16 protein-coding genes and 5 pseudogenes are annotated in these 17749 nt (G+C 68.7%); 8 read left to right on the forward strand and 13 right to left on the reverse strand.

Translation table 11 applies throughout. The annotated features are described in order from the left end of the window. Both ACIOEW_RS37815 and ACIOEW_RS37820 read left to right on the forward strand, forming a co-directional pair. A pseudogene (locus ACIOEW_RS37815) lies at positions 1-181 on the forward strand (IS630 family transposase); the annotation flags it as partial. Between the two features lie 126 nt (positions 182-307). Further along, a pseudogene (locus ACIOEW_RS37820) lies at positions 308-480 on the forward strand (IS630 family transposase); the annotation flags it as partial. 182 nt (positions 481-662) lie between these two features. Here ACIOEW_RS37820 and ACIOEW_RS37825 read toward each other — a convergent pair. Both ACIOEW_RS37825 and ACIOEW_RS37830 read right to left on the reverse strand, forming a co-directional pair. Further along, positions 663-1082 carry a DUF5958 family protein gene (locus ACIOEW_RS37825; RefSeq protein ID WP_401969799.1) on the reverse strand — a complete coding sequence of 140 codons (420 nt, stop codon included), beginning with the start codon at positions 1080-1082 and terminating at the stop codon, positions 663-665. A gap of 95 nt (positions 1083-1177) precedes the next feature. After that, the gene (locus tag ACIOEW_RS37830; protein WP_401969802.1) at positions 1178-1750 is read right to left on the reverse strand and encodes an O-methyltransferase; all 573 of its coding nucleotides are present in this window, start codon (positions 1748-1750) and stop codon (positions 1178-1180) included. A 354-nt stretch (positions 1751-2104) separates the two neighbouring features. Here ACIOEW_RS37830 and ACIOEW_RS37835 point away from each other — a divergent pair. Further along, a pseudogene (locus ACIOEW_RS37835) lies at positions 2105-2322 on the forward strand (Tn3 family transposase); the annotation flags it as partial. A gap of 99 nt (positions 2323-2421) precedes the next feature. On the opposite strand, the gene ACIOEW_RS37840 reads toward ACIOEW_RS37835, so the two are convergent. Further along, positions 2422-3006: a DinB family protein gene (locus ACIOEW_RS37840; RefSeq protein ID WP_401969804.1), complete on the reverse strand. Its 585-nt coding sequence runs from the start codon at positions 3004-3006 to the stop codon at positions 2422-2424. 192 nt (positions 3007-3198) lie between these two features. Then, on the reverse strand, positions 3199-4515 hold the full coding sequence (locus tag ACIOEW_RS37845) for an MFS transporter (protein ID WP_401969807.1): 1317 nt from the start codon (positions 4513-4515) through the stop codon (positions 3199-3201). Between the two features lie 89 nt (positions 4516-4604). Here ACIOEW_RS37845 and ACIOEW_RS37850 point away from each other — a divergent pair, with 89 nt between their 5' ends. Further along, positions 4605-5585 carry an ArsR/SmtB family transcription factor gene (locus tag ACIOEW_RS37850; protein WP_401969810.1) on the forward strand — a complete coding sequence of 327 codons (981 nt, stop codon included), beginning with the start codon at positions 4605-4607 and terminating at the stop codon, positions 5583-5585. A 218-nt stretch (positions 5586-5803) separates the two neighbouring features. Here the strand turns inward: ACIOEW_RS37850 and ACIOEW_RS37855 are convergent, their stop codons facing one another. The 6 genes and pseudogenes from ACIOEW_RS37855 to ACIOEW_RS37880 all read right to left on the reverse strand — a co-directional run bounded on the left by ACIOEW_RS37855 (position 5804) and on the right by ACIOEW_RS37880 (position 9595). Continuing rightward, the gene (locus tag ACIOEW_RS37855; RefSeq protein WP_401969912.1) at positions 5804-6076 is read right to left on the reverse strand and encodes an IS3 family transposase; all 273 of its coding nucleotides are present in this window, start codon (positions 6074-6076) and stop codon (positions 5804-5806) included. Next, entirely contained in the window at positions 6073-6231 is a 159-nt protein-coding gene (locus tag ACIOEW_RS37860; RefSeq protein WP_362547535.1) for a transposase, read from the reverse strand. Before ACIOEW_RS37860 ends, ACIOEW_RS37855 begins: the two co-directional genes overlap by 4 nt. A 76-nt stretch (positions 6232-6307) precedes the next feature. After that, positions 6308-6800 (reverse strand): annotated as a pseudogene (locus ACIOEW_RS37865) (transposase); the annotation flags it as partial. A 120-nt stretch (positions 6801-6920) separates the two neighbouring features. Beyond that, positions 6921-7400: an Ig-like domain-containing protein gene (locus ACIOEW_RS37870; protein WP_401969813.1), complete on the reverse strand. Its 480-nt coding sequence runs from the start codon at positions 7398-7400 to the stop codon at positions 6921-6923. Between the two features lie 212 nt (positions 7401-7612). Beyond that, complete coding sequence (locus ACIOEW_RS37875) at positions 7613-8629, reverse strand: IPT/TIG domain-containing protein (protein WP_362547402.1); 1017 nt, start codon at positions 8627-8629, stop codon at positions 7613-7615. A gap of 219 nt (positions 8630-8848) precedes the next feature. Then, positions 8849-9595 (reverse strand): IPT/TIG domain-containing protein, encoded by a 747-nt coding sequence (locus ACIOEW_RS37880; RefSeq protein ID WP_362547405.1) that lies wholly within the window; start codon positions 9593-9595, stop codon positions 8849-8851. Between the two features lie 867 nt (positions 9596-10462). Here ACIOEW_RS37880 and ACIOEW_RS37885 point away from each other — a divergent pair. Further along, on the forward strand, positions 10463-10645 hold the full coding sequence (locus ACIOEW_RS37885; protein ID WP_401969816.1) for a hypothetical protein: 183 nt from the start codon (positions 10463-10465) through the stop codon (positions 10643-10645). Between the two features lie 230 nt (positions 10646-10875). Here ACIOEW_RS37885 and ACIOEW_RS37890 read toward each other — a convergent pair whose 3' ends face one another. Both ACIOEW_RS37890 and ACIOEW_RS37895 read right to left on the reverse strand, forming a co-directional pair. Beyond that, positions 10876-11178, reverse strand: a complete 303-nt coding sequence (locus tag ACIOEW_RS37890) for a hypothetical protein (RefSeq protein WP_401969818.1) — start codon at positions 11176-11178, stop codon at positions 10876-10878. 510 nt (positions 11179-11688) lie between these two features. Next, on the reverse strand, positions 11689-13053 hold the full coding sequence (locus ACIOEW_RS37895) for a PLP-dependent aminotransferase family protein (protein ID WP_401969820.1): 1365 nt from the start codon (positions 13051-13053) through the stop codon (positions 11689-11691). Positions 13054-13135: 82 nt separating this feature from the next. Between ACIOEW_RS37895 and ACIOEW_RS37900 the strand changes: the two genes are divergently transcribed. Beyond that, positions 13136-14524, forward strand: a complete 1389-nt coding sequence (locus tag ACIOEW_RS37900; RefSeq protein WP_401969822.1) for a pyridoxal phosphate-dependent decarboxylase family protein — start codon at positions 13136-13138, stop codon at positions 14522-14524. Positions 14525-14615: 91 nt separating this feature from the next. Next, on the forward strand, positions 14616-15044 hold the full coding sequence (locus tag ACIOEW_RS37905) for an ester cyclase (RefSeq protein ID WP_401969824.1): 429 nt from the start codon (positions 14616-14618) through the stop codon (positions 15042-15044). A gap of 48 nt (positions 15045-15092) precedes the next feature. On the opposite strand, the pseudogene ACIOEW_RS37910 reads toward ACIOEW_RS37905, so the two are convergent. Continuing rightward, positions 15093-15999: pseudogene (locus ACIOEW_RS37910) on the reverse strand (IS5 family transposase). 324 nt (positions 16000-16323) lie between these two features. Between ACIOEW_RS37910 and ACIOEW_RS37915 the strand changes: the two are divergent. Then, a complete protein-coding gene (locus tag ACIOEW_RS37915) occupies positions 16324-17577 on the forward strand; it encodes a cation:proton antiporter (RefSeq protein ID WP_401969826.1) in 1254 nt (417 codons plus the stop codon). The last annotated feature ends 172 nt before the right edge of the window (positions 17578-17749 follow it).

Raw genomic sequence — 17749 nt, forward strand, 5'->3', positions numbered from 1 at the left:
ACTCATCCGCCGCGGCGTCCACAGGTCCGTGAAAGCCCTGGAGGGCGACATCACTGCGTGGATCGACACCTGGAACGAGAACCCGCGGCCCTTCATCTGGACCAAGACAGCCGACGAGATCCTCAATTCTCTCGCCGACTACCTCACCAAGGTCGGAACCACCGGCCAGAAAACAGAGTAGAACTAACCCACAGGATTTCAGGCGCAGGACACTAGCGCTGTGACCGGAAACGATCACCGGGTTGGAGTCGAGGCCAGTCGTGCGGGTTGGATGTGACGACATGTCTGATCGGTACGGGGAGGCGGGATGGCGCATCCGGTTCGGGTCCGCAGGCTCACCGAGCTGGAGGGGCAGAAGCTGCAGCCGATTGTGCGGCGGGGCAGCGCCAGCGGTGCGCTTTCGCAGAGCGATGACTGCTGGCCTCGGCGGGAGGGAACACTGTGCCGGTGATCGCGAATCTTGTGCAGACGGACGAGGAACATCAAGCACCTGTCGGTGATCCCGCCACTGCCCACCACGCCTCGGCGACCGGTCCGGTAGCAACGGCTCGATTCTCGCCCACTGGGCGTCAGCCAACGATACACATCAACAAACGATCAGATGATCCAGCGGCAACGACCAGAGGATCCTCATTCGGGTCGGCGTGCGCCGCCATGGCGTCTTACCGGGGAGGCAAGTTGTGCCATGTGTGTCCGCAAGTGCCTTTGCAGTACGTCTGCCTGCGGCGGGTGTCGGCGATGGAGAACACCGAGACGAGGACACGGAACGCTTTGACGTGTTCGTCGGGCGGGAGGGCTGCGAACCCGTAGCGAGGTGGGTCCATAGAAATCATTACCGAGGGGTTGGCCGTGGGCTTCACGCCGGACCGGGCAACACCTTCATGCCCGTCTGCCACCGTGATGTGGGCCTGCATCACGTAGCCGGCGACTTCCTGCAGTACAGCCTGCCGTCCCGTCGGGGAAAGGGCGGAGAACCAGGATGTTCCCTCGTCCAACGTGCAGAGGTCTTGGGCGACCTCGTTGACGACTTGCTCGGCTACACGCCGAAGCGCTCGCCCATCCTCATTGTTGGTCCCCAACATCTGCCGATCATTCCACAACGCCTAGGTCGAGAATGAGCCTGAGGCGGGCGGTGCGACTCTTCGACTGACTCGCGCCATGATCCACAGGAAACGTCCTAGAGACGGTGTGCCGCAACAATCGCTGAACTGGCGGGTGTTGTGAGAACTTCAGTGGCGTCCAGGGCCGGATGAGTGAGGTAGAACAGGCGGAGATCGTCCACTTCGCCGCCGAAACGAGGCGGCCAATGGGGCGATGGAGTGAAGTCGTCCAGGATGAGAAGGCCACCGGGAGCCAGCAGCTCGACGACCTGCTCGGGGTCGTCACGCTTGCCTCCGCCGTCACAGAAGAAGACATCGAAGGGGGCGTGCTGCTCAAGCAGCCGCCAGTCCCCGGTGAGGATGCTGACGCGGTCGTCGTCCGCGAAGAGACCAGCCGCCCGACGCGCAAGCTCCTCGTCCCGTTCCACGGTGACCAACCGGGCACCGGCGCCAAGCCCGCTGTGCAGCCAGGCGGTACCCACACCCGAGCCGGTGCCGCTCTCCGCGATGACTCCGTGGGGTTTCGCAGCAGCGGCCAGCCTGAGCAACCTGCCCACCTCAGGGATGCAGCTCTTCTTAAAACCCGCCTCGGAGGCGACACGCTCCGCGGCTACCACGCAAGACGGAACCGCACGCTCTGCCATGAGCACGAATCTCCCTTCATCCTGGACGTGAAGCTATCCGCCAGCAGAAGCGTCCGTACGGAGTTTCCCCTGCCCAGACCCGGCGAACCCTCCCGGCCAGAGCACTAGCAGCGGTCAACTAGCCTGCGGCGTCGGTTCCCAGAGCGCGCATTCGCCGCCAGCATGGGTGCGTGATGCAGGAGTGCCACATCGTCCAGACCAGCCGCTTCGCGGACCGAGGAGAAGACGTCGTCTATGCGCCGGCACGGCATCCGACCCCGGCGCTCGGTCACCCACCACGCCGTGTGGGCCCCCCGGCGGGAAGCGCGGCCGCACCTCCTCCACCCACTGGTCCAACACAGGGACGACCCAATCCATCTCCGGCACCTTGACGACGTCGTCGCCCAGCTACCAGGCCGAGGGCCACGCGATCCGCAAGGAGGACATCACCCGGCTCTCCCCTCTCAAGCACTGCAATCATCCTGAACCTGCTTGGCCGCTACAGCTTCACCGCCTCGACCCCGGCCGCCGGTGCCCTGCGCCCGCTGAGCGACGCGGAGGCGCTCGAGCTGGACGAGGACGACGAAGGCGCGGACTGAACGCCCACATCGGGTGACGGGGGCGTTCGGGTGGCCGGGTGTTCGGAAATCGCAAGCGCCGGCAGGGAGCGGATATTCCAGGCTGCCCGATATGTTCGCCTAAGCCTTGATTGATGTAGCCGACCTGGCGGCCTGCTCGATCTTCTCGCAGTAGGCTGCACGGGCTTCCCCGTCGATCTGCTGCTCGTTTTCGGCGCGCATCCCGGTTCGGCCGTCGAGGCCCTCGCGCAGGATGTCGGCGTGCCCGGCATGCCGGTTGGTCTCGCCGAGGACGTGGACCATGACGGCGAACAGGTTCGTGTTGGCATGGGGATCCGGCCACCAGGGCACGTGGCCGGGGGCGTCGAGGGGAAGCTCGTTGATCGTCGCGTCCGAGTGTTCCCACGTGCTCCGGTAGAACTCGATGATCTGATCGCGGGTCTCGCCCTCAGTCGCCCACAGATCGCTGCCGTCGTGGTCCTGCCACCGGGACAGCGATTCCGGAGAAGGGCGGTCGAAGACCTCGCCGAAGTACCTGGCCTCGACGCTGGCCACGTGTTTGACCAGGCCGAGAAGGTTGGTCCCGGTCGCCGTCAAAGGTCTGCGGGCGTCGTATTCGGACAAGCCGTCGAGTTTCCAGAGCAGTGCCTCGCGGTCCCGCCGCAGTCTCCCGTGCAGGTTGTCCTTCGCGAATTCATCGATCATGCGGCATGAGCCTTCCATGGGCTGTTCGTGGTCTCAGGATCTCTTACGTGGTCCGCAACGGCTGGCAGAGCCGAGGTTAGGACCCCTGACGCAATGAGCTACCGGGAATGACTGTCTGTCAGAGAGGCGTGAGGATGGGGTGGGGGTGGGGGTGAGTGTGTGACGGCTCGCGGCCGACCCGGCCTGCGACGGCTACTGCGCTGGAGGACCACACGCATGCTGTTCGGTGCTGTTCTCCGATCCCGTTGGGTAGTTCGGGACGGGGACCGGGGAGATGGGCGGGTGCCAGGTGAGAATCCAGCCGGCGGTAAACACCGCCGCGCCGCCTGCCAGGGCGATTGCGCCGCCTGTTCCGAAGCCTGCGGCCACCGAGCCGAAGCAGGCCGGCCCGACGCCTTGCAGCGTCATGTTGCCGGAGCCGAGCAGACCGAAGGCCTGGCCCTGGCCATCCTGTGGCAGGGCGTCGAGGAACGGCCTTTGCAGGCCGAGACCGTAGGCGAATCCGAAGCCGCAGAGCAGCAGCAGACAGGACGAGACGCCCACTCCGGGCTCAGCAGCGAAGCCGACGAGCGGCAGTCCCATCAGCAAAATCAACGGGACTACCAGGCGCTCCCGGGTGGGTGGCCGTAGGAGCCGACCCACCAGCAGGTCACCGACCAGCATGCCGACCGGCAGACAGCCCATCAGCACCGCGTACCGGCCGGGCGCGAAGTGGTGGCCTCCCGCGTAGGCGACGAGCAGGCCTTCCGCGCCCGCCACGAATGCGGGCGGTAGCCACTGCGCCAGCATCAGTCGTCGCACCGTGCGTCCGCGCAGCAGGAGGCCGGCACCGTGCAGGCTTGCCCGGACGGTCCCGCCATCGCCCCGAGCGCTGTCGGGTGTGCTGCCGAACGCTCCCGGCTGCAGCCGGGGTAGCCGGATGCGGATAGCGAGCGCGCAGCCGAAGTAGAGGGCGGCGCTTACCGCGAGCGTCCGGTGCGGGCCGAGTACCGCGACGGCCGCACCTCCCAGCGCCAGACCGAACAATTGCGCGCCGGAGGCAGCGATGTTGTTCAGTGAACGGCCCAGTACATAGGCGTCCCCCTGCAGCCACTGCGCGACCAGCCGACTCGACGCGCCGCTGAACACCGGTGTGACGAGGGCGACCAGCGCCACGACACCGAGGCTTGCCGCGATCGGCATCCGCACCAGGGCGAGCAGCAGGGCGGCGGTGCACTCCAAGGCGTAGCCGCTGGCGATGAGCGCGCGGGGCGGCAACTGGTCGGCCAGTGAGCCCAGCAGCAGCGAGCCGAACAACTGCGGGAGAAAGCCGATGCCGAAGGCCAGCGCGCTCAACAGCGCGGAGCCGGTGGCCGTGAAGACCAGCACCGAGAACGTGGTGATCCGCAGCGAGCTCGCAGTGATCGCGACTGTGCGAGTCGAGAAGAGCAGCCGGAATCGCGGCTCGGCCAGCACCTCCCGGTAGGTGGCACGGTGGTTGCCCTGCGCGGGTCCGGCGGTTGGGGTCATGACGCCCAGCCTCGCCGTGCGCCCACACCACTCACCAATGATTCGTCGCTGGACGAATCGGAACAGACGTCCCGCGGTAGCATCGCAGGGTGCTCCGCTTCGAAGTCTCCATCGAGGACCTGCTGCGCAGCCGCTTCGCACTGTCGCCCGCGATGGACCTCTGCCTACTTCTACGCTCGCTCGCCGGCCAAAACCGGCCGCTGCCGCGAGCCTGGGCCACCCGGCTCCTGCCGACCTTCGAACGGCTTCGCCGCGAGACCGAACTGAACGCCGCCCTCGCCCTGCACACCCCGCAATCCGGACCGAACTTCGTCGCCCCGCCCCCGCGCGGCCTCAACCAGACCTGGGCAGAGGACCTGGCCATGATCCGGGCCACACCGCTGGAAGCGGCACGCCACGAATTCGCCACCACCGCGACCGGCCCGTCCGCCCATGACCCCCGCGTACGCGCAGTGCTGGACTCCACGGACGCCGTCTCCAGGATCGCCGAGGCGATGGACCGGGCGTGGCACGAACTGCTCGCCACGGACTGGCCGCACCTGCGTGCGATCTGTGAGCGCGATGTCGTGCACCGGGTGGGTGTGATCGGCGAACACGGATGGGCCACGACCATCGAGAGCCTGCACCCGAGCATCGCCTGGCGCGCAGGCGGTATCGAGATCGGCTTCTTCCCTCCAGTCGGAAACGTCCGCCTCGCCGGCGACGGGCTGCTGCTGATCCCTTCGGTCTTTGTCGGGAATGTCGCCGCCCACCTGGAAGACCCCTGGCCCAGGACCTTGGTCTATCCTGCCCGCGGCACCGCCGCCCTATGGGGCGAACAGGCGACCGTCCCCCAACCGGACGCGCTGACCGCTCTGGTCGGCCGGGCCCGAGCCCGGCTGCTGGTGGCGCTGGACGCACCGGCCAGTACCAGCCACCTCGCCCGAAGCCTCGCCATGGCACCCGGCGCGGTTGGAGACCACCTCGCCATCCTGCGAGACGCGGGGCTGCTCGTCAGGGCCCGGTCCGGACGGTCGGTGCTCTACCGGCGCACCCCGCTCGGCGAGGCGCTGGTCGCCGGTTCGGGCTGAGGGCTCAGATCAGCACTGTTTTCTTGAGGGGCCGCCAGCAGATGATGTTGGCAAGGCTTAGCACGTTGTCTCCATGCCGTAGCTGCCCGGCTTGATCGAAGGTTGTTCAAGACTATGCGAGCCAGGATGTGAGGTTCTGCGTCCCCGCCCGGAGGGCTGCGGAGCCACTGTCAGGGGGTGAGCTTGTTCCTCTTCGACGGACACCAATGGTGTGGTGGTCAGGCTGCGAGTGCGGTTTCGTACCCGGCGGGGCGGAGGTAGCCGAGGCTGGCTGCTGTGCAGTCTGTGCACGTTGTACCAGCGTTCGGCGAAAGCGAAGATCGCGGTTGCCGTCGTCTGCGGTGCCGGCCCTGCAGCCCGGCGGCCCGCATCAGCCGTGCGACACGGCGGCGGCCGCACCCGGCCGCCTCGCGCTTGAGCACGGCATGCACGCGCGGGGCCGCGTAAGTTCCGCGCGATCTCGCATGGAGCTGGATAACCCGTTCGGTCAGCTCGGCGTCCCGCCCCGTACCGCGGTCTCGGTCAGTTGGAAGTCTGTGGAGACCTGCCCGACCGAGCGGTCGCCCCGCTGGCACAGCCCCACGATCTCGGCCTTGAACTCTGACGTGAACGAACGGCGAGGGCGGCGAGGCTTCTTCTTCCCCATGCTCTCCACTCTGACGGACATCCTCCCGGGGCAGAGCCCCTGATCTCGGATGTCCGTCAAAGTGGATCAAGCCCACCTGCTTCTCGGAGTGGGCCAGCACGAGTACGCCGTCCAGGTCCGCGATCACCTGCCCTGCGGCATCCGGTGCTGCGGTCTCGGCCGTGTTCCAGACGCGCTCGCGCACTTCGGCCCGCGCGGCCCGTATTGCGGAGAGGGCCTTCAGCCCGGCGGCGAGAGTCTCGATGAGGCGGGAGACGGTCGGGTCGGAGGCCACCGGCCCGAACACGGCCGGCTCGGCCCGCAGCATCCCGACATCCGCGAGGCAGTCTCCACCCAGCGCGACCGCGAGGACCAGGTCCAGCAGGGCCCTGCCCGGATCATGCACGGTACTCGGGCGCTGCCATGGCGCCAGCGCTGCCGATATCACCCGGCCCAACCCGGCCTTGCGGACCATCTCGACCAGCAGTACGCCCCCTGCCTGGTACGGACAAGCGGGACTGCGGCGACACCACCGCCCGACCGCCACCCTCGCCTCGAACACGCGCGGACGACCCGATGGGCCTCTTCACTCGAGGAGCGCTTCTTTCCACGCGCCGAAACGGACGATGCACGAGTCCCATCGCTGCAGTTCAGGAGCACTCTTCGCGATTCCGGTCACATCTCGGGCACCCCCACGCGAAAGCCCGAGGCTAGTGCTTGTAGATGTTGACGGTGTTGTTGATGTCGCCCACGGAGAAGGTGATCAGGCCACCACAGGCGAGGAGGCAGAACCCGGGGGTCGGATCGGGGGGCGTCGGAGTCGAGGTGACCTGGACGGTCACGGTGTTGTGGGAGGCATCGCACTCCGCGTTGCCGTTGTAGGTGGCGGTGATGGTGTGCGAGCCAGCGGTGGTGAACGAAGCGGTCTGGCCGGCCAGGCCGTTGGCGTTCACTGGCACGGTGGCGAGCAGGACGTCGCCGTCGAAGAACGTCACGCCGAGCCCACCGGTGGGGTCGGCGGGACAGTCGACCGTGGCCGTCAGTTGCACCGAAGTGCCTACCTCGGCGGTCTGCGGAGTGGCCGTCACCGTGGTGCCTGACGATACGGCCCAGGCGGGCGAGGCCATCCCCAGTACGGCGGCCAGGGCTGTGGCGACGACCAGTCTCCCTCTGCGCGGTGTGATGCTCACCGGTTCGGCTCCTTGTTCTGTTGCCGGGCCCGCAGATCGCGGACACCGTGGAGCTTCACGCTATGGCGGTTCTTTTGCCCCGCAGGGAGGCCGCGCCCACAAGTAGCCTGGTTGGGCCAGCAGCGCGGAGACGGCCGTCGGGCGACTGAACGGGCGGGCGGCACAAGGAGTTGTACGAGCGGCTTTTACGTCGGCTCCCTGTCGTCCGGGTCTCAGATGCCGGGCGCGGCGACCCGGGTGTAGGCCGGCCCGGAGCTGCTGCCGCCCGCCGTCGTGACGCCTACCGCGACCGGACCGGGAGGACCTGCGGGCGCGATTGCGGAGATCTGTGCGTTTGACGCGACGGTGAAGGACACGGCCGTTCCGCCGAAGGTGACGGCCGAGGCGGCGGCCAGGTTCGTGCCGGTGAGGGTGACCACGGTGCCCGCGGACGTCGGACCGGTCGTGGGCGCCAGCGCGGTCAGGGTTGGCGCGGCGACGTATGTGAAGGCGACGGGATTGCTCGTGCCGCCCGGGGTGATCACCGTGATGGGGGAACTCCCCGTCCCCGGCGGGGCGGTGGCCGTGATCTGCGTCGCCGACACCACGGTGAAGGACGCGGCGTTGGTGCTGCCGAACCGTACTGCACTGGCGTTGAGCAGGTCGCTCCCGGTCAGTGTGACCACCACACCACCGGTTGTCGGGCCCAGAGCGGGGCCGGCACCGGTGAGCGCAGGAGGCGCGGCGTAGAAGAAGAAGGCGTCCGGAGTGCTGGTGCCCCCCGGGGTAGTGACGGTCACGGCGGCGGCCCCGGCAATCCCGGCGGGTGTCACGGCAGTGATCTGAGTGGCTGAGTTCACCGTGTACGAAGTCGCCGGGATCCCGGCGAAGGTGACCGCCGTGGCCCCGGTGAACCCGGTTCCCGTGAGCGTGACACCGGTGCCGCCCGACGTCGGGCCGCTGCTGGGCGCCACACCCGTGACCACCGGCACCTGCGCCACGACATAGGTGTACGTCACCGAGTTGCTGTTACCGGTCGGATGGACGACGGTCACCGCCGCGGCACCCGCAGTGCGGGGCGGGCTCACAGCAGTGATCTGGGTGGCCGAGTTGATGGTGAAGGACGTCGCGTTGGTACTGCCGAACCGTACGGCGGTGGACCCCGTCATCCCGGTGCCGGTAAGGGTGACGGTGGTGCCCCCGGTGGTGGGTCCTTGCGTGGGATTGATGGTGCTGATCGTGGGCGGCATGAGGGTGCTCCTATGGCAGCCTGGGCGGAGCCCGGGATGATGCGCATATCCGGACCGGGCCGGGATGAACCGTCGTGCTTGCGGCGTCGGCGGAAGAGCGCCGTCTGCACTCCGAGGATCAGGCGGCCGGCCGGGATGGGGGCCTTGGCCACCGCTCGGCGAGCGGGGGCCAAGGCAGGCTGCCGCCCGGTGAGGACCGGGCGGCAGTGCGGACGACGGTCAGATACCGGGAGCCGCAACGTAGGTGAACGCGCCGGCGGCCGTGTCGGAACCGGCCGGGTTGGTCACCACCACATCGACCGCGCCGGCGGTGCCGGGCGGAGTCACCGCCGAGACCGTGGTGGAGTTCACCAGGGTGAACGGTGCAGGGGTGCCGTCGAAGGTGACCGACCCGGTGGTGCCGAGGTCGGTGCCGGTGATGGTGACCCCGGTACCGCCGGACGTCGGTCCGGAGGTGGGCGTCACAGCGGTCACTGTGGGGACGTCCACGTAGGTGTAGGACAGACCGTTGTTCGTTCCACCCGCAGTGGTCACGCTCACTCCGACGGGGCCGGCTGCAGCGCCCGCCGGCACGGCGACGGTGAGCTGGGTGTCGGAGACGACCGTCGGTGTGGCGGTGTTGGCGCCGAACGACACACCGGTGGCAGTCGCCAGACCGACACCGTTGATCGTGGCCGTGTTGCCGCCCGCCAGGGGGCCTGATGTCGGACCGAGCGAGGACTTGAACGGGGCTCCGACGTAGAAGAACGGAAGCGGGTTGCTCGTACCACCCCCGGTGGTCACGGTCACCCCGACGCTGCCGGCGCCCGAGGGCGACACGGCCGTGACCTGGGTCGGCGAAACGTTGGTGACGGCGGTGGCCGGCTTGGTGCCGAAGGTGACGGCGGTGGTGCCGGAGAGGTTCGTGCCGGTGATGGTCACCGGTGTGCCACCGCCGGTGGATCCCTGGTTGGGAGAGATAGGCATGGAGGGACTCCTCGCTGACAGGACAGGGACAGAGGACACAGCGGAACCTGGGGACCTGCGGCCACCCCTCGCGGAAGAACCTCACGAGAGGACGGACAGCTGAATCGTGCCGCCCGGTAAAGGGAGTTCCTTCGTGGGCACAAAGAAATAACCGGCAGACGCCGCCCTATACCGTGATCCCCGGATATGGGATGGGCGGCCCACCGGTTCGCTGCTTCAAGTACCCCACAGGGAGTTATCTCTGGCAAGGTGTCAGACACGGTACTTGGGTCGCTGGGCGGGATTCGGCGGGCGCTCGCGTACCACCGGCGCACGCCATGGCCCCCGCCCCGTCGGCGCAAAAAAGACCAGTCGGCACCGCGTAAGCGGTACCGACTGGCGATCCAACCCCGTTCGGGTGCCCATCGTGATCCCGGCGGACCCGCACCCTCCCCACGTGTGGAGGGAACAGCTCACCCCGGCACCACGCTTCCCGAGCGGTCCGGGCTGCCCAGGCTGGAGTGCGTCCAGTAACGCAGGAGCCCGGCATATGCCACAAGTCTCCGGTCACCGTGTCACCCGATCGGAGTATCGCGCGCGATTGGCGCACGTATAGCAGGGGATTTTTGCGTACGGCTACAGCGGACACCCACGCTGATTCCGGCTTTGGTTTCATGCGAGTGGATCCGGCCATAGGCCCGCTGTAGGCCCGCATTCGAGATACCTCTGTTCCGCAGTGGTGACCTGTGCGTTATTGCGCTGTCCCACTCGTGGGCCACTCCTCGACCATCCAGCTGGGCTCCTGACGCGAACCGGGTGCCGCCCCATTGCTGTTGGCCCGGTCGGTGAGCGGGTCAACAGCAGCCCCCGGTGTGAAGAATGGGCCTGATGAGCGGGACCTTGCGCATTCACTTCACCGACACGGACTTCCGGCTTGTGCAGTTGGCCGGCACCCTCGATCCGGTGTGGGAAGCGATCCTGGCCCTGCACGTGTCGGACATCCCGGCGAGTGAGGATCCGCTGCAGCTTCGCGCTTGGCGCAACCGGACACTGAGGAACGTCACCGGGTGACCAGTCAGGCAGATCAACAGCACCGTTCCGGCCTGCGAGACCACCGAGCGGCCACCGCCCTGGACACGAATAGGACCCGGCAAGGGCAACCGCATCACACTTTTGCCGGCCGCTCCTTCACCTACGACGCGGACGGCCGGCTCGCCACCGACGGCACCCGCGCCTACACCTGGAACGCACGCGGCAATCTCTCCGGCCTGACCAGGACCGGGCCAGAGCAGCACCTTCGGCTACGACGCCCTGGGCACCCGCTCCACGAAGACCGTCGGGGGGCGGACAAGTTCCTCACCGACGGCACCAATCCGCTCGTCGAACAGAACGCATCGGGCGACACCGCCGCGACCGTAGCCACCTCCGGCCTCGAGGATTTCCTCACCCGGACCGAGAACGGCACCACCCAGGTCTACCTGACCGACGCACTCGGCTCGGTGATCCTTGCGCAGGGCTGCGTTTTCCGCTTTCAGCGGGGCCGGTGGCTGGTCCGGTTCCTGCGTCCGGCGCCCCCGGGGCCGACTCACCGCGGCATCCCTCACCCAGTTCCGCAGGGGCTGCGGGTTGATCCCCAGATCGGCGGCGATCGAGCTGGGATCGCTTCGGGCCGCGACTCGTACAGCGCGACCGCGTCGGCCTTGGACTGAGGCGGGTAGTCCTTCATGACCACGAGATGTCCGTACTCAGATCGTCAGGATCCAGCGTCTCGTGTGTCCAATACCCGGGGTCAAGGCCCGGGTGCCTGTCCGTGGGGGCCAGACCGGGGGCCTGTGGCCGGCTTCCATCTGGAAGCTGATACTGGGGCGCTCCTGTCCGGGAGCCCGCAGCCGGACCCACCCGGGTTCGCGTTCCGCCTCCTCCCATCCCAGCAGAGCGCGATAGAAGTCGGCTAGGGCGTGTCCGGCGGATCTTGACCGGGTCCGCGATGCCTGGCACAACGCCTCGCGGCGTTACCGCAACGCTCCGCGATGCGGGCTCTCCAGCGGCCTTGCGATGCACTGCACCAGACACCGCGCCCTCTCCGCCGGCTCGCCTGGCCTTTGTGCTGCGCTTCAGCAGGCGTCGTCGAGAACGGTGGCGATCTGGTCGAGTACGTGGTGGGGCGGCGTGTAGGGCACGCGCAGATGGTTGACGAGGGTGGCGTCGGCCGCGAAGCGTGGCCCTGCGGCGAGTGCGACCCCGTTCCGGCCTGCTCGTTCGACGACCGTGTCGGCGAGGGTGGTGGTCAGTCGCAGCCACAGGGCGAGTCCGCCGGGCGGGAGGGTGAAGTGCCAGCGGTCCTCGGCGGCGGTGACGAGCAGGTTGCTGAGGTGGTCGCGCTGTCGCCGCAGTTCACGCCTGCGCTGGTGGAGCAACGGTTCCAGGTCGCCGAGCAGCTCGGCCGCGACGAGCTGCTGCACGGGGGGCGGGGACAGTGGTCCGGCCAGCGGGTGGGCCTGGAGTTTCCTGATGAGTGAGGCGGAGGCTCGGATCCAGCCGATGCGCAGTCCGCCCCAGATGGACTTGCTGGTCGAACCGATCATCAGTGCTCCCCGCATGCGGGGAGCGGAAACGGGCCTGTCACCGAGGTCGAGATCGCGCATGGTCTCGTCCACCACGAGGGTCACCTCGTGCTCCGCAGCGAGCCGGCTCACGGTTCGGCGGGCCTCCGGGGACATCAGCGCTCCGGTCGGATTGTGGAAGTCGGGCACCAGGTACGCGAGGTTTCCGCGCGCGGCGGCGAGGGCGTCCCTGAGTTGGTCCAGGTCCCAGCTTTCGGTGGTGACCCGGCAGCCGACCAGCTTCGTGCCGGGTGCCCGCAGGGCCCGTAGCGCGTCGAAGTACGTGGGGATCTCCACCACCGCCACGCGAGGCCGGAAGTGCGCCGCGAGGAGGGCGAGTGCGGCTCTGGCGCCGTTGGTGACAAGGACTTGCTCGGGTCGTGTCGCGGTGCCCTCACGGCTGTACCGGGCGGCGATGGCGGTGCGCAGCTCCGTGATGCCCGGTCCGGGCTCACCGTGGTTGGCGAGCAGGGGGCCCGCCCGCTCGACGGCTCGCCTCGTCGCCTCCAGGTAGAGCTCCTGGGGCGCGGCGGGCACGGCGCGGCGCAGGTCGATCAGGTCTCCGGCCTCGCCCGTGGCAGAGAGGGGGGCGATGCGCTGCGTGGCGGCGGCAGGGAGCTGCACGGTGCTGGCGCTGCCGTGCCGGGTGTCGACCCATCCGGCATCGCGCAGCCGGTCCAGGGCGGCCGTTACCGTGCCGCGGCTCACGCCCAGGGCTGCTGCCAGACGGCGTTCGGCGGGCAGCTCGCTCCCGGGGCGGATGCGGCCGTCGATCAGCGCGGCCCGTATCGCGTCGGCCAGCGCTGTGCTGAGCGGTGCCGTGGTGCTCCGCCAGGGGCCCAGGGCCTGGACCAGCTGGTCGTCTCCTATGCGCACTGGTCCAGTTTCCCACAATTGGACCAGTAAGCGGATGGGTGGGCTCCGTACGGTCGTGACTACGCGACGAAGGAGACGTACCGTGCACCCGCTGCTTGCCGCCGACCGCGACGCCCTGCCGTACCTGTTGGAGATGGTTCGTCAACACGCTGTCGGCCTGCTCGAAGGTATTTCCGAACGAGAGGTAGTCCCCTCAGGGCCGCTGCCGGATCCGGGCCCCCTGCCCGAGCAGGGGGCGGGGCTCCAGGCGGCGGTGGACGATTTCGCCGCCCGGTGGGAGCCGGCCCTCTCGGCGAGCGCCGGACCGCGCTATCTGGGATTCGTCACTGGGGGTGTGACGCCGGCCGCGCTGGCCGGAGACTGGCTGACCGCGACCTGGGACCAGAACGCGATGTCGTCCCTGGACGGGGCCGGACAGCACCTGGAGCGCGAGACGATCGGCTGGCTGCGGAACTTGTTCGGTCTCTCCGAGGACCACCATGGAACCTTCGTCAGCGGCGCCACCATGTCCAACACCGTCGGCTTCGCCGTCGCCCGCGAATGGCTCGGCGAACAGCAGGGCATCTCCCCGGCTGAGCAGGGCACGGGTGCGCTCCGGCCGGTACGGGTGCTCTCAGGAGCGGCACACTCCAGCGTGCCCAAGGGGCTGTCGATGCTCGGTCTGGGACGCCGGTCCCTGGTCCGGGTGCCGACCAGCCCCGGGCGGGAAGCAGTCGACCTGGCGGCCCTGGAGCACACGCTCGCCGAAGGCGAGAGCAACGGCCCGTGCATCGTGGTCGCCAACGCGGGGACGGTCAACACCGTGGACTTCGACGACCTGCGTGCCATCGCCGCGCTGCGCGAGCGCTACTCGTTCTGGCTGCACGTCGACGCGGCTTTCGGCGCCTTCGCGGCCCTGTCCCCCGGCCACGCCCACTTGGTGGACGGCCTCGACCTGGCCGACTCGATCTGCATCGACCTGCACAAGTGGCTGAACGTCCCCTACGACAGCGCCGTGCAGTTCACCCGCCGCCCCGACCTGCAGACGCGCGTCTTCCAGAACGCGGCGGCCTACCTCGGCCCGCTCGGGAACACCCCCGACATGGCCCACCTCACACCGGAGAACTCCCGCCGCCTGCGCGCTCTCGCGGCATGGTTCACCCTGCGGGCCTACGGCCGGGACGGCCACCGCGAGATCACCGAACGGTGCGCCGCCTGCGCCCGCACGTTGGGCGACGCCGTCGCGAGCGCACCCGGCCTGCGGCTCCTGGCACCGGTCCACCTCAACGTCGTCTGCTTCACCCTCGCCGAGAACCCCACCACGGAACGGCTCGCCGCCCTCGCCGCGCGGCTGTCCGACGAGGTCTTCCTCACCCCCACCGTTTTCGACGGCGTGCCCGCGCTGCGGGCGGCCTTCAGCAACTGGCGGACCACCGAAGCCGACGCCCGCCGGGTGGCCGCGGCACTGCACGCCGCACTGCCCTCCCTGTGAGAGAACTCCGCACCTCGGACCGGCGTTCCGTGCCGAACACCGGCCCGGGGTTCCCCGTATGGAACAGCGCACTCGAAGGACGCCACCACCCATGAGCAACGCCAAGGAAACAGTCCGCCAGTTCCTCCTGCAAGTACGCTCAGGACTCCACCCCGACCGAGCCGCTCACTTCATGGCCGACCGCGTCCGGGCCCATCAGATCGTCTCGGAGTCACCGGCAGTGGTGGAGCGAACGCCACCGCAGTACACCGAGCACATCCGGGAAATGCTCGCGGCATACGGCCCCTTCACGTTGACCGTGCACGAGCTCATCGCCGAAGACGACCGGGTCTACGCCCGCTGGACCCAGAACGGGCGGCACGTCGGCACCGTGGACCACTATCCGCCGACCGGCGCACCAGTCACGGCGATGACCAGTGCGGTCTACCGCGTCGAGAACGGACGCATCGTCGAGTACTGGATACAGATCGACCGGCAGGGAATCACCGCTCAACTGCGGCAAGCGGCAAGCGGACACTGACCCCGCACCGTTACGACCTCGTGCATGGTTAAGGGGGTGTCCGGTGGATCACTGGCGGAGCCACAGCCGGATCGCTGCGGCGGTGACGGTGCCGTGGAAGACGTAGGCACGTTTGTCGTAACGGGTCGCGACCGCGCCGGAGTTCTTGATCCGGTTGATCGTCCGCTCGACCTCGTTGCGGCGCCGGTAGCGGTCGCGGTCGAAGCCGGTTGGCCTGCCGCCTTCCCTGCCTCTGCGCCGGCGGTTTGCCCGCTGGTCCCTCGGTTCCGGGATCGTGTGCCGGATGTTGCGTCTTCGCAGGTAACGCCGATTTCGGCGGGAGCTGTACGCCTTGTCGCCGCTGACGTGGTCCGGTCGAGTCCGGGGCCGTCCGCCCAGCGGACGGGGAACCCGGATCCGGTCCAGGACTTCCACCATCTGCGGGGCGTCGCCCCACTGGCCCGGCGTGAGCAGGAGGGCCATGGGGCGGCAGCCGCCTTCGCCGGCGAGGTGGATCTTGCTGGTCAGGCCGCCCCGGGACCGTCCGAGTCCCTCGTCGGGGCGGTGGTGCCGAGGCGTCGTCCTACTTTTCGGGATCCGCGGACGGGCTTTGCGGGCGCCAGCCGCGTGCTGATGGGCCCGGCATGACGTCGAGTCGACGCCGACCATCGACCAGTCGATGGACGCCGACCATCGACCAGTCGATCCGCCCCGCGAGGTCGGCCTCGGCCTGGACCGCGTGCAGGGCCCGGTCCCAGGTACCGTCCGCCGACCAGCGGCGATGCCGTTCATAGACGGTCTTCCACGAGCCATAACGATCCGGCAGATCACGCCACGGGATGCCGGTCCGGACCCGAAACAGGATCCCGTTCACCACGACGCGATGGTCGTTCCACCGGCCACCCCGGCCACCCAGAGGTGGCAGATGAGGCTCCAGTAACGACCATTCGCGGTTCGTCAGATCCCCCCGACCCATGCCCAAACCAACGAGCAACCGGTCAGAAGGTCACATGATCCGCCGGACAGTGCCTAGTGCGCGCGGATCGGGCGTACCGAGAACAATGGCACCGAGCGTCGTTGTCATGTCCCTCACCTTGCCCCGCCGCACGATCCCATGCATCTGACGTAGCCGTACGGGGCGCCGGGCCCCGCAGGGGCCAGGTGGTGTGGACGTGGTCGCGTTCTCTGGAGCGGGCGTGGGCGCCGGGCAGCAGGGTATCCGGGTGTATTCCTCCCGCTGCAACCGCAGCGAACGCGGCTGTCTCATTGCGGCCTGAACCGATGGAAGACCTGGGACCGGATGACATTGGCGCACGGCATATACATGGCAGCAGGCATCGGCACCCTCTTGGCTGCTGCCCTCCCCCCGGTGGCCCGTCGGCGTCCCTTTTCCCTGCCCATGGTGTTCCTCGTCGCGGGCGCGGCGGTCGCCCTCCTGCCGCTCGACGTGCCCGTCGTGGACCCCGTACGTGACCGGGTCTGGGTCGAGCATGTGACGGAGGTCTGCGTGATCGTGTCGCTGATGGGCGCGGGGCTGGCGATCGACAGGCCGTTCGGATGGCGGGCGTGGTCAGGAGCCTGGCGCCTCCTGGGACTGGCCCTTCCGCTCACCATCGCCGCCATGGGGGTGCTGGGCTGGTGGCTCATGAACTGGCCTCCGGCAGTGGCCCTGCTGCTGGCGGCGGCGCTGGCGCCGACCGATCCCGTGCTGGCCGCGGAAGTGCGGGTGGGGGAGCCCACGAGTGGCGAGGACGAGGAGGACGAGGAGGAGGTGCGCTTCACGCTGACGTCCGAGGCCGGTCTCAACGACGGGCTGGCCCTGCCGTTCGTACTCGCCGCCGTCGCCCTGGCGATCGCGGCCGGCGAGGGCTGGTCCGCGGACTGGATCGGCCACTGGCTGCTGGCCGACGTACTGCTGCGAGCAGCCGTCGGGCTGATCGCGGGAGTGGCCGTCGGCCGTTTCCTCGGCTGGCTGTTCTTCCACTCCCTCCACGTCCGCCTCTCGCAACAGACGGAAGGCTTCACCGCGCTCGGCGCCACCTTCACTGCCTACGGGATCACCGAGTTGGCCCACGGATACGGCTTCCTCGCGGTATTCGTCGCGGCCTGCACCATCCGGGCCGCCGAACGCAATCACGGGTACCACCAGGTGCTCCACGGCTTCAGCGAACAGATCGAGCGCCTGCTGACCGCTGTGCTGCTCTTCCTCCTCGGCGGTTACCTGGTCGCCGACGGCCTGTCGGTCCTCAGCCCGCGGGGCGCTCTCCTGGCGATGGCCCTCATCGTCGTGGTCCGTCCGCTCGCCGGTGCTGCCGCCCAGGTGGGGCTTCCGTCCCCGCGGCGCGAGCGCGCGGTCACAGCCCTGTTCGGCGTCCGTGGGATCGGGTCGCTCTTCTATCTCGCGTACGCACTCGGGGACGGGCCGTTCGCCCGGTACGCCGACGAGCTGTGGGCCATCACGACGTTCACCATCCTTGCCTCCGTGCTCCTGCACGGCGCGACAGCCACGCCCGTGATCAGTCACCTGGACCAGCGGCGTTCCCGGATTCCCTGACGAGCTCGTGGATGGCGGTGGCGCGTCGAGGTCAACCTCGTCCCACCTCGTTGATCACGTCGGGTGGGGCAGGGGACAGGGGATCGTGCTGCACTCGTCCACAGTCGACGGATCGCCGGGCTGGCGCCCGAAGTGATCGCTGCACTCGTGGCCGACGTCGGCCGTTGTGGCG

The sequence above is a fragment of the Streptomyces sp. NPDC087901 genome (genome assembly GCF_044742205.1).
GTDB lineage: Bacteria > Actinomycetota > Actinomycetes > Streptomycetales > Streptomycetaceae > Streptomyces.

What these genes read in the sequence shown, in the direction of transcription:
- ACIOEW_RS37825 (WP_401969799.1), bottom strand. Translation starts at nt 1,082, where the DNA reads ATGTTGGGGACCAACAATGAGGATGGGCGAGCGCTTCGGCGTGTAGCC.
- ACIOEW_RS37840 (WP_401969804.1), bottom strand. Translation starts at nt 3,006, where the DNA reads ATGATCGATGAATTCGCGAAGGACAACCTGCACGGGAGACTGCGGCGG.
- ACIOEW_RS37845 (WP_401969807.1), bottom strand. Translation starts at nt 4,515, where the DNA reads ATGACCCCAACCGCCGGACCCGCGCAGGGCAACCACCGTGCCACCTAC.
- ACIOEW_RS37860 (WP_362547535.1), bottom strand. Translation starts at nt 6,231, where the DNA reads ATGGGGAAGAAGAAGCCTCGCCGCCCTCGCCGTTCGTTCACGTCAGAG.
- ACIOEW_RS37875 (WP_362547402.1), bottom strand. Translation starts at nt 8,629, where the DNA reads ATGCCGCCCACGATCAGCACCATCAATCCCACGCAAGGACCCACCACC.
- ACIOEW_RS37880 (WP_362547405.1), bottom strand. Translation starts at nt 9,595, where the DNA reads ATGCCTATCTCTCCCAACCAGGGATCCACCGGCGGTGGCACACCGGTG.
- ACIOEW_RS37885 (WP_401969816.1), top strand. Translation starts at nt 10,463, where the DNA reads ATGAGCGGGACCTTGCGCATTCACTTCACCGACACGGACTTCCGGCTT.
- ACIOEW_RS37905 (WP_401969824.1), top strand. Translation starts at nt 14,616, where the DNA reads ATGAGCAACGCCAAGGAAACAGTCCGCCAGTTCCTCCTGCAAGTACGC.
- ACIOEW_RS37915 (WP_401969826.1), top strand. Translation starts at nt 16,324, where the DNA reads ATGACATTGGCGCACGGCATATACATGGCAGCAGGCATCGGCACCCTC.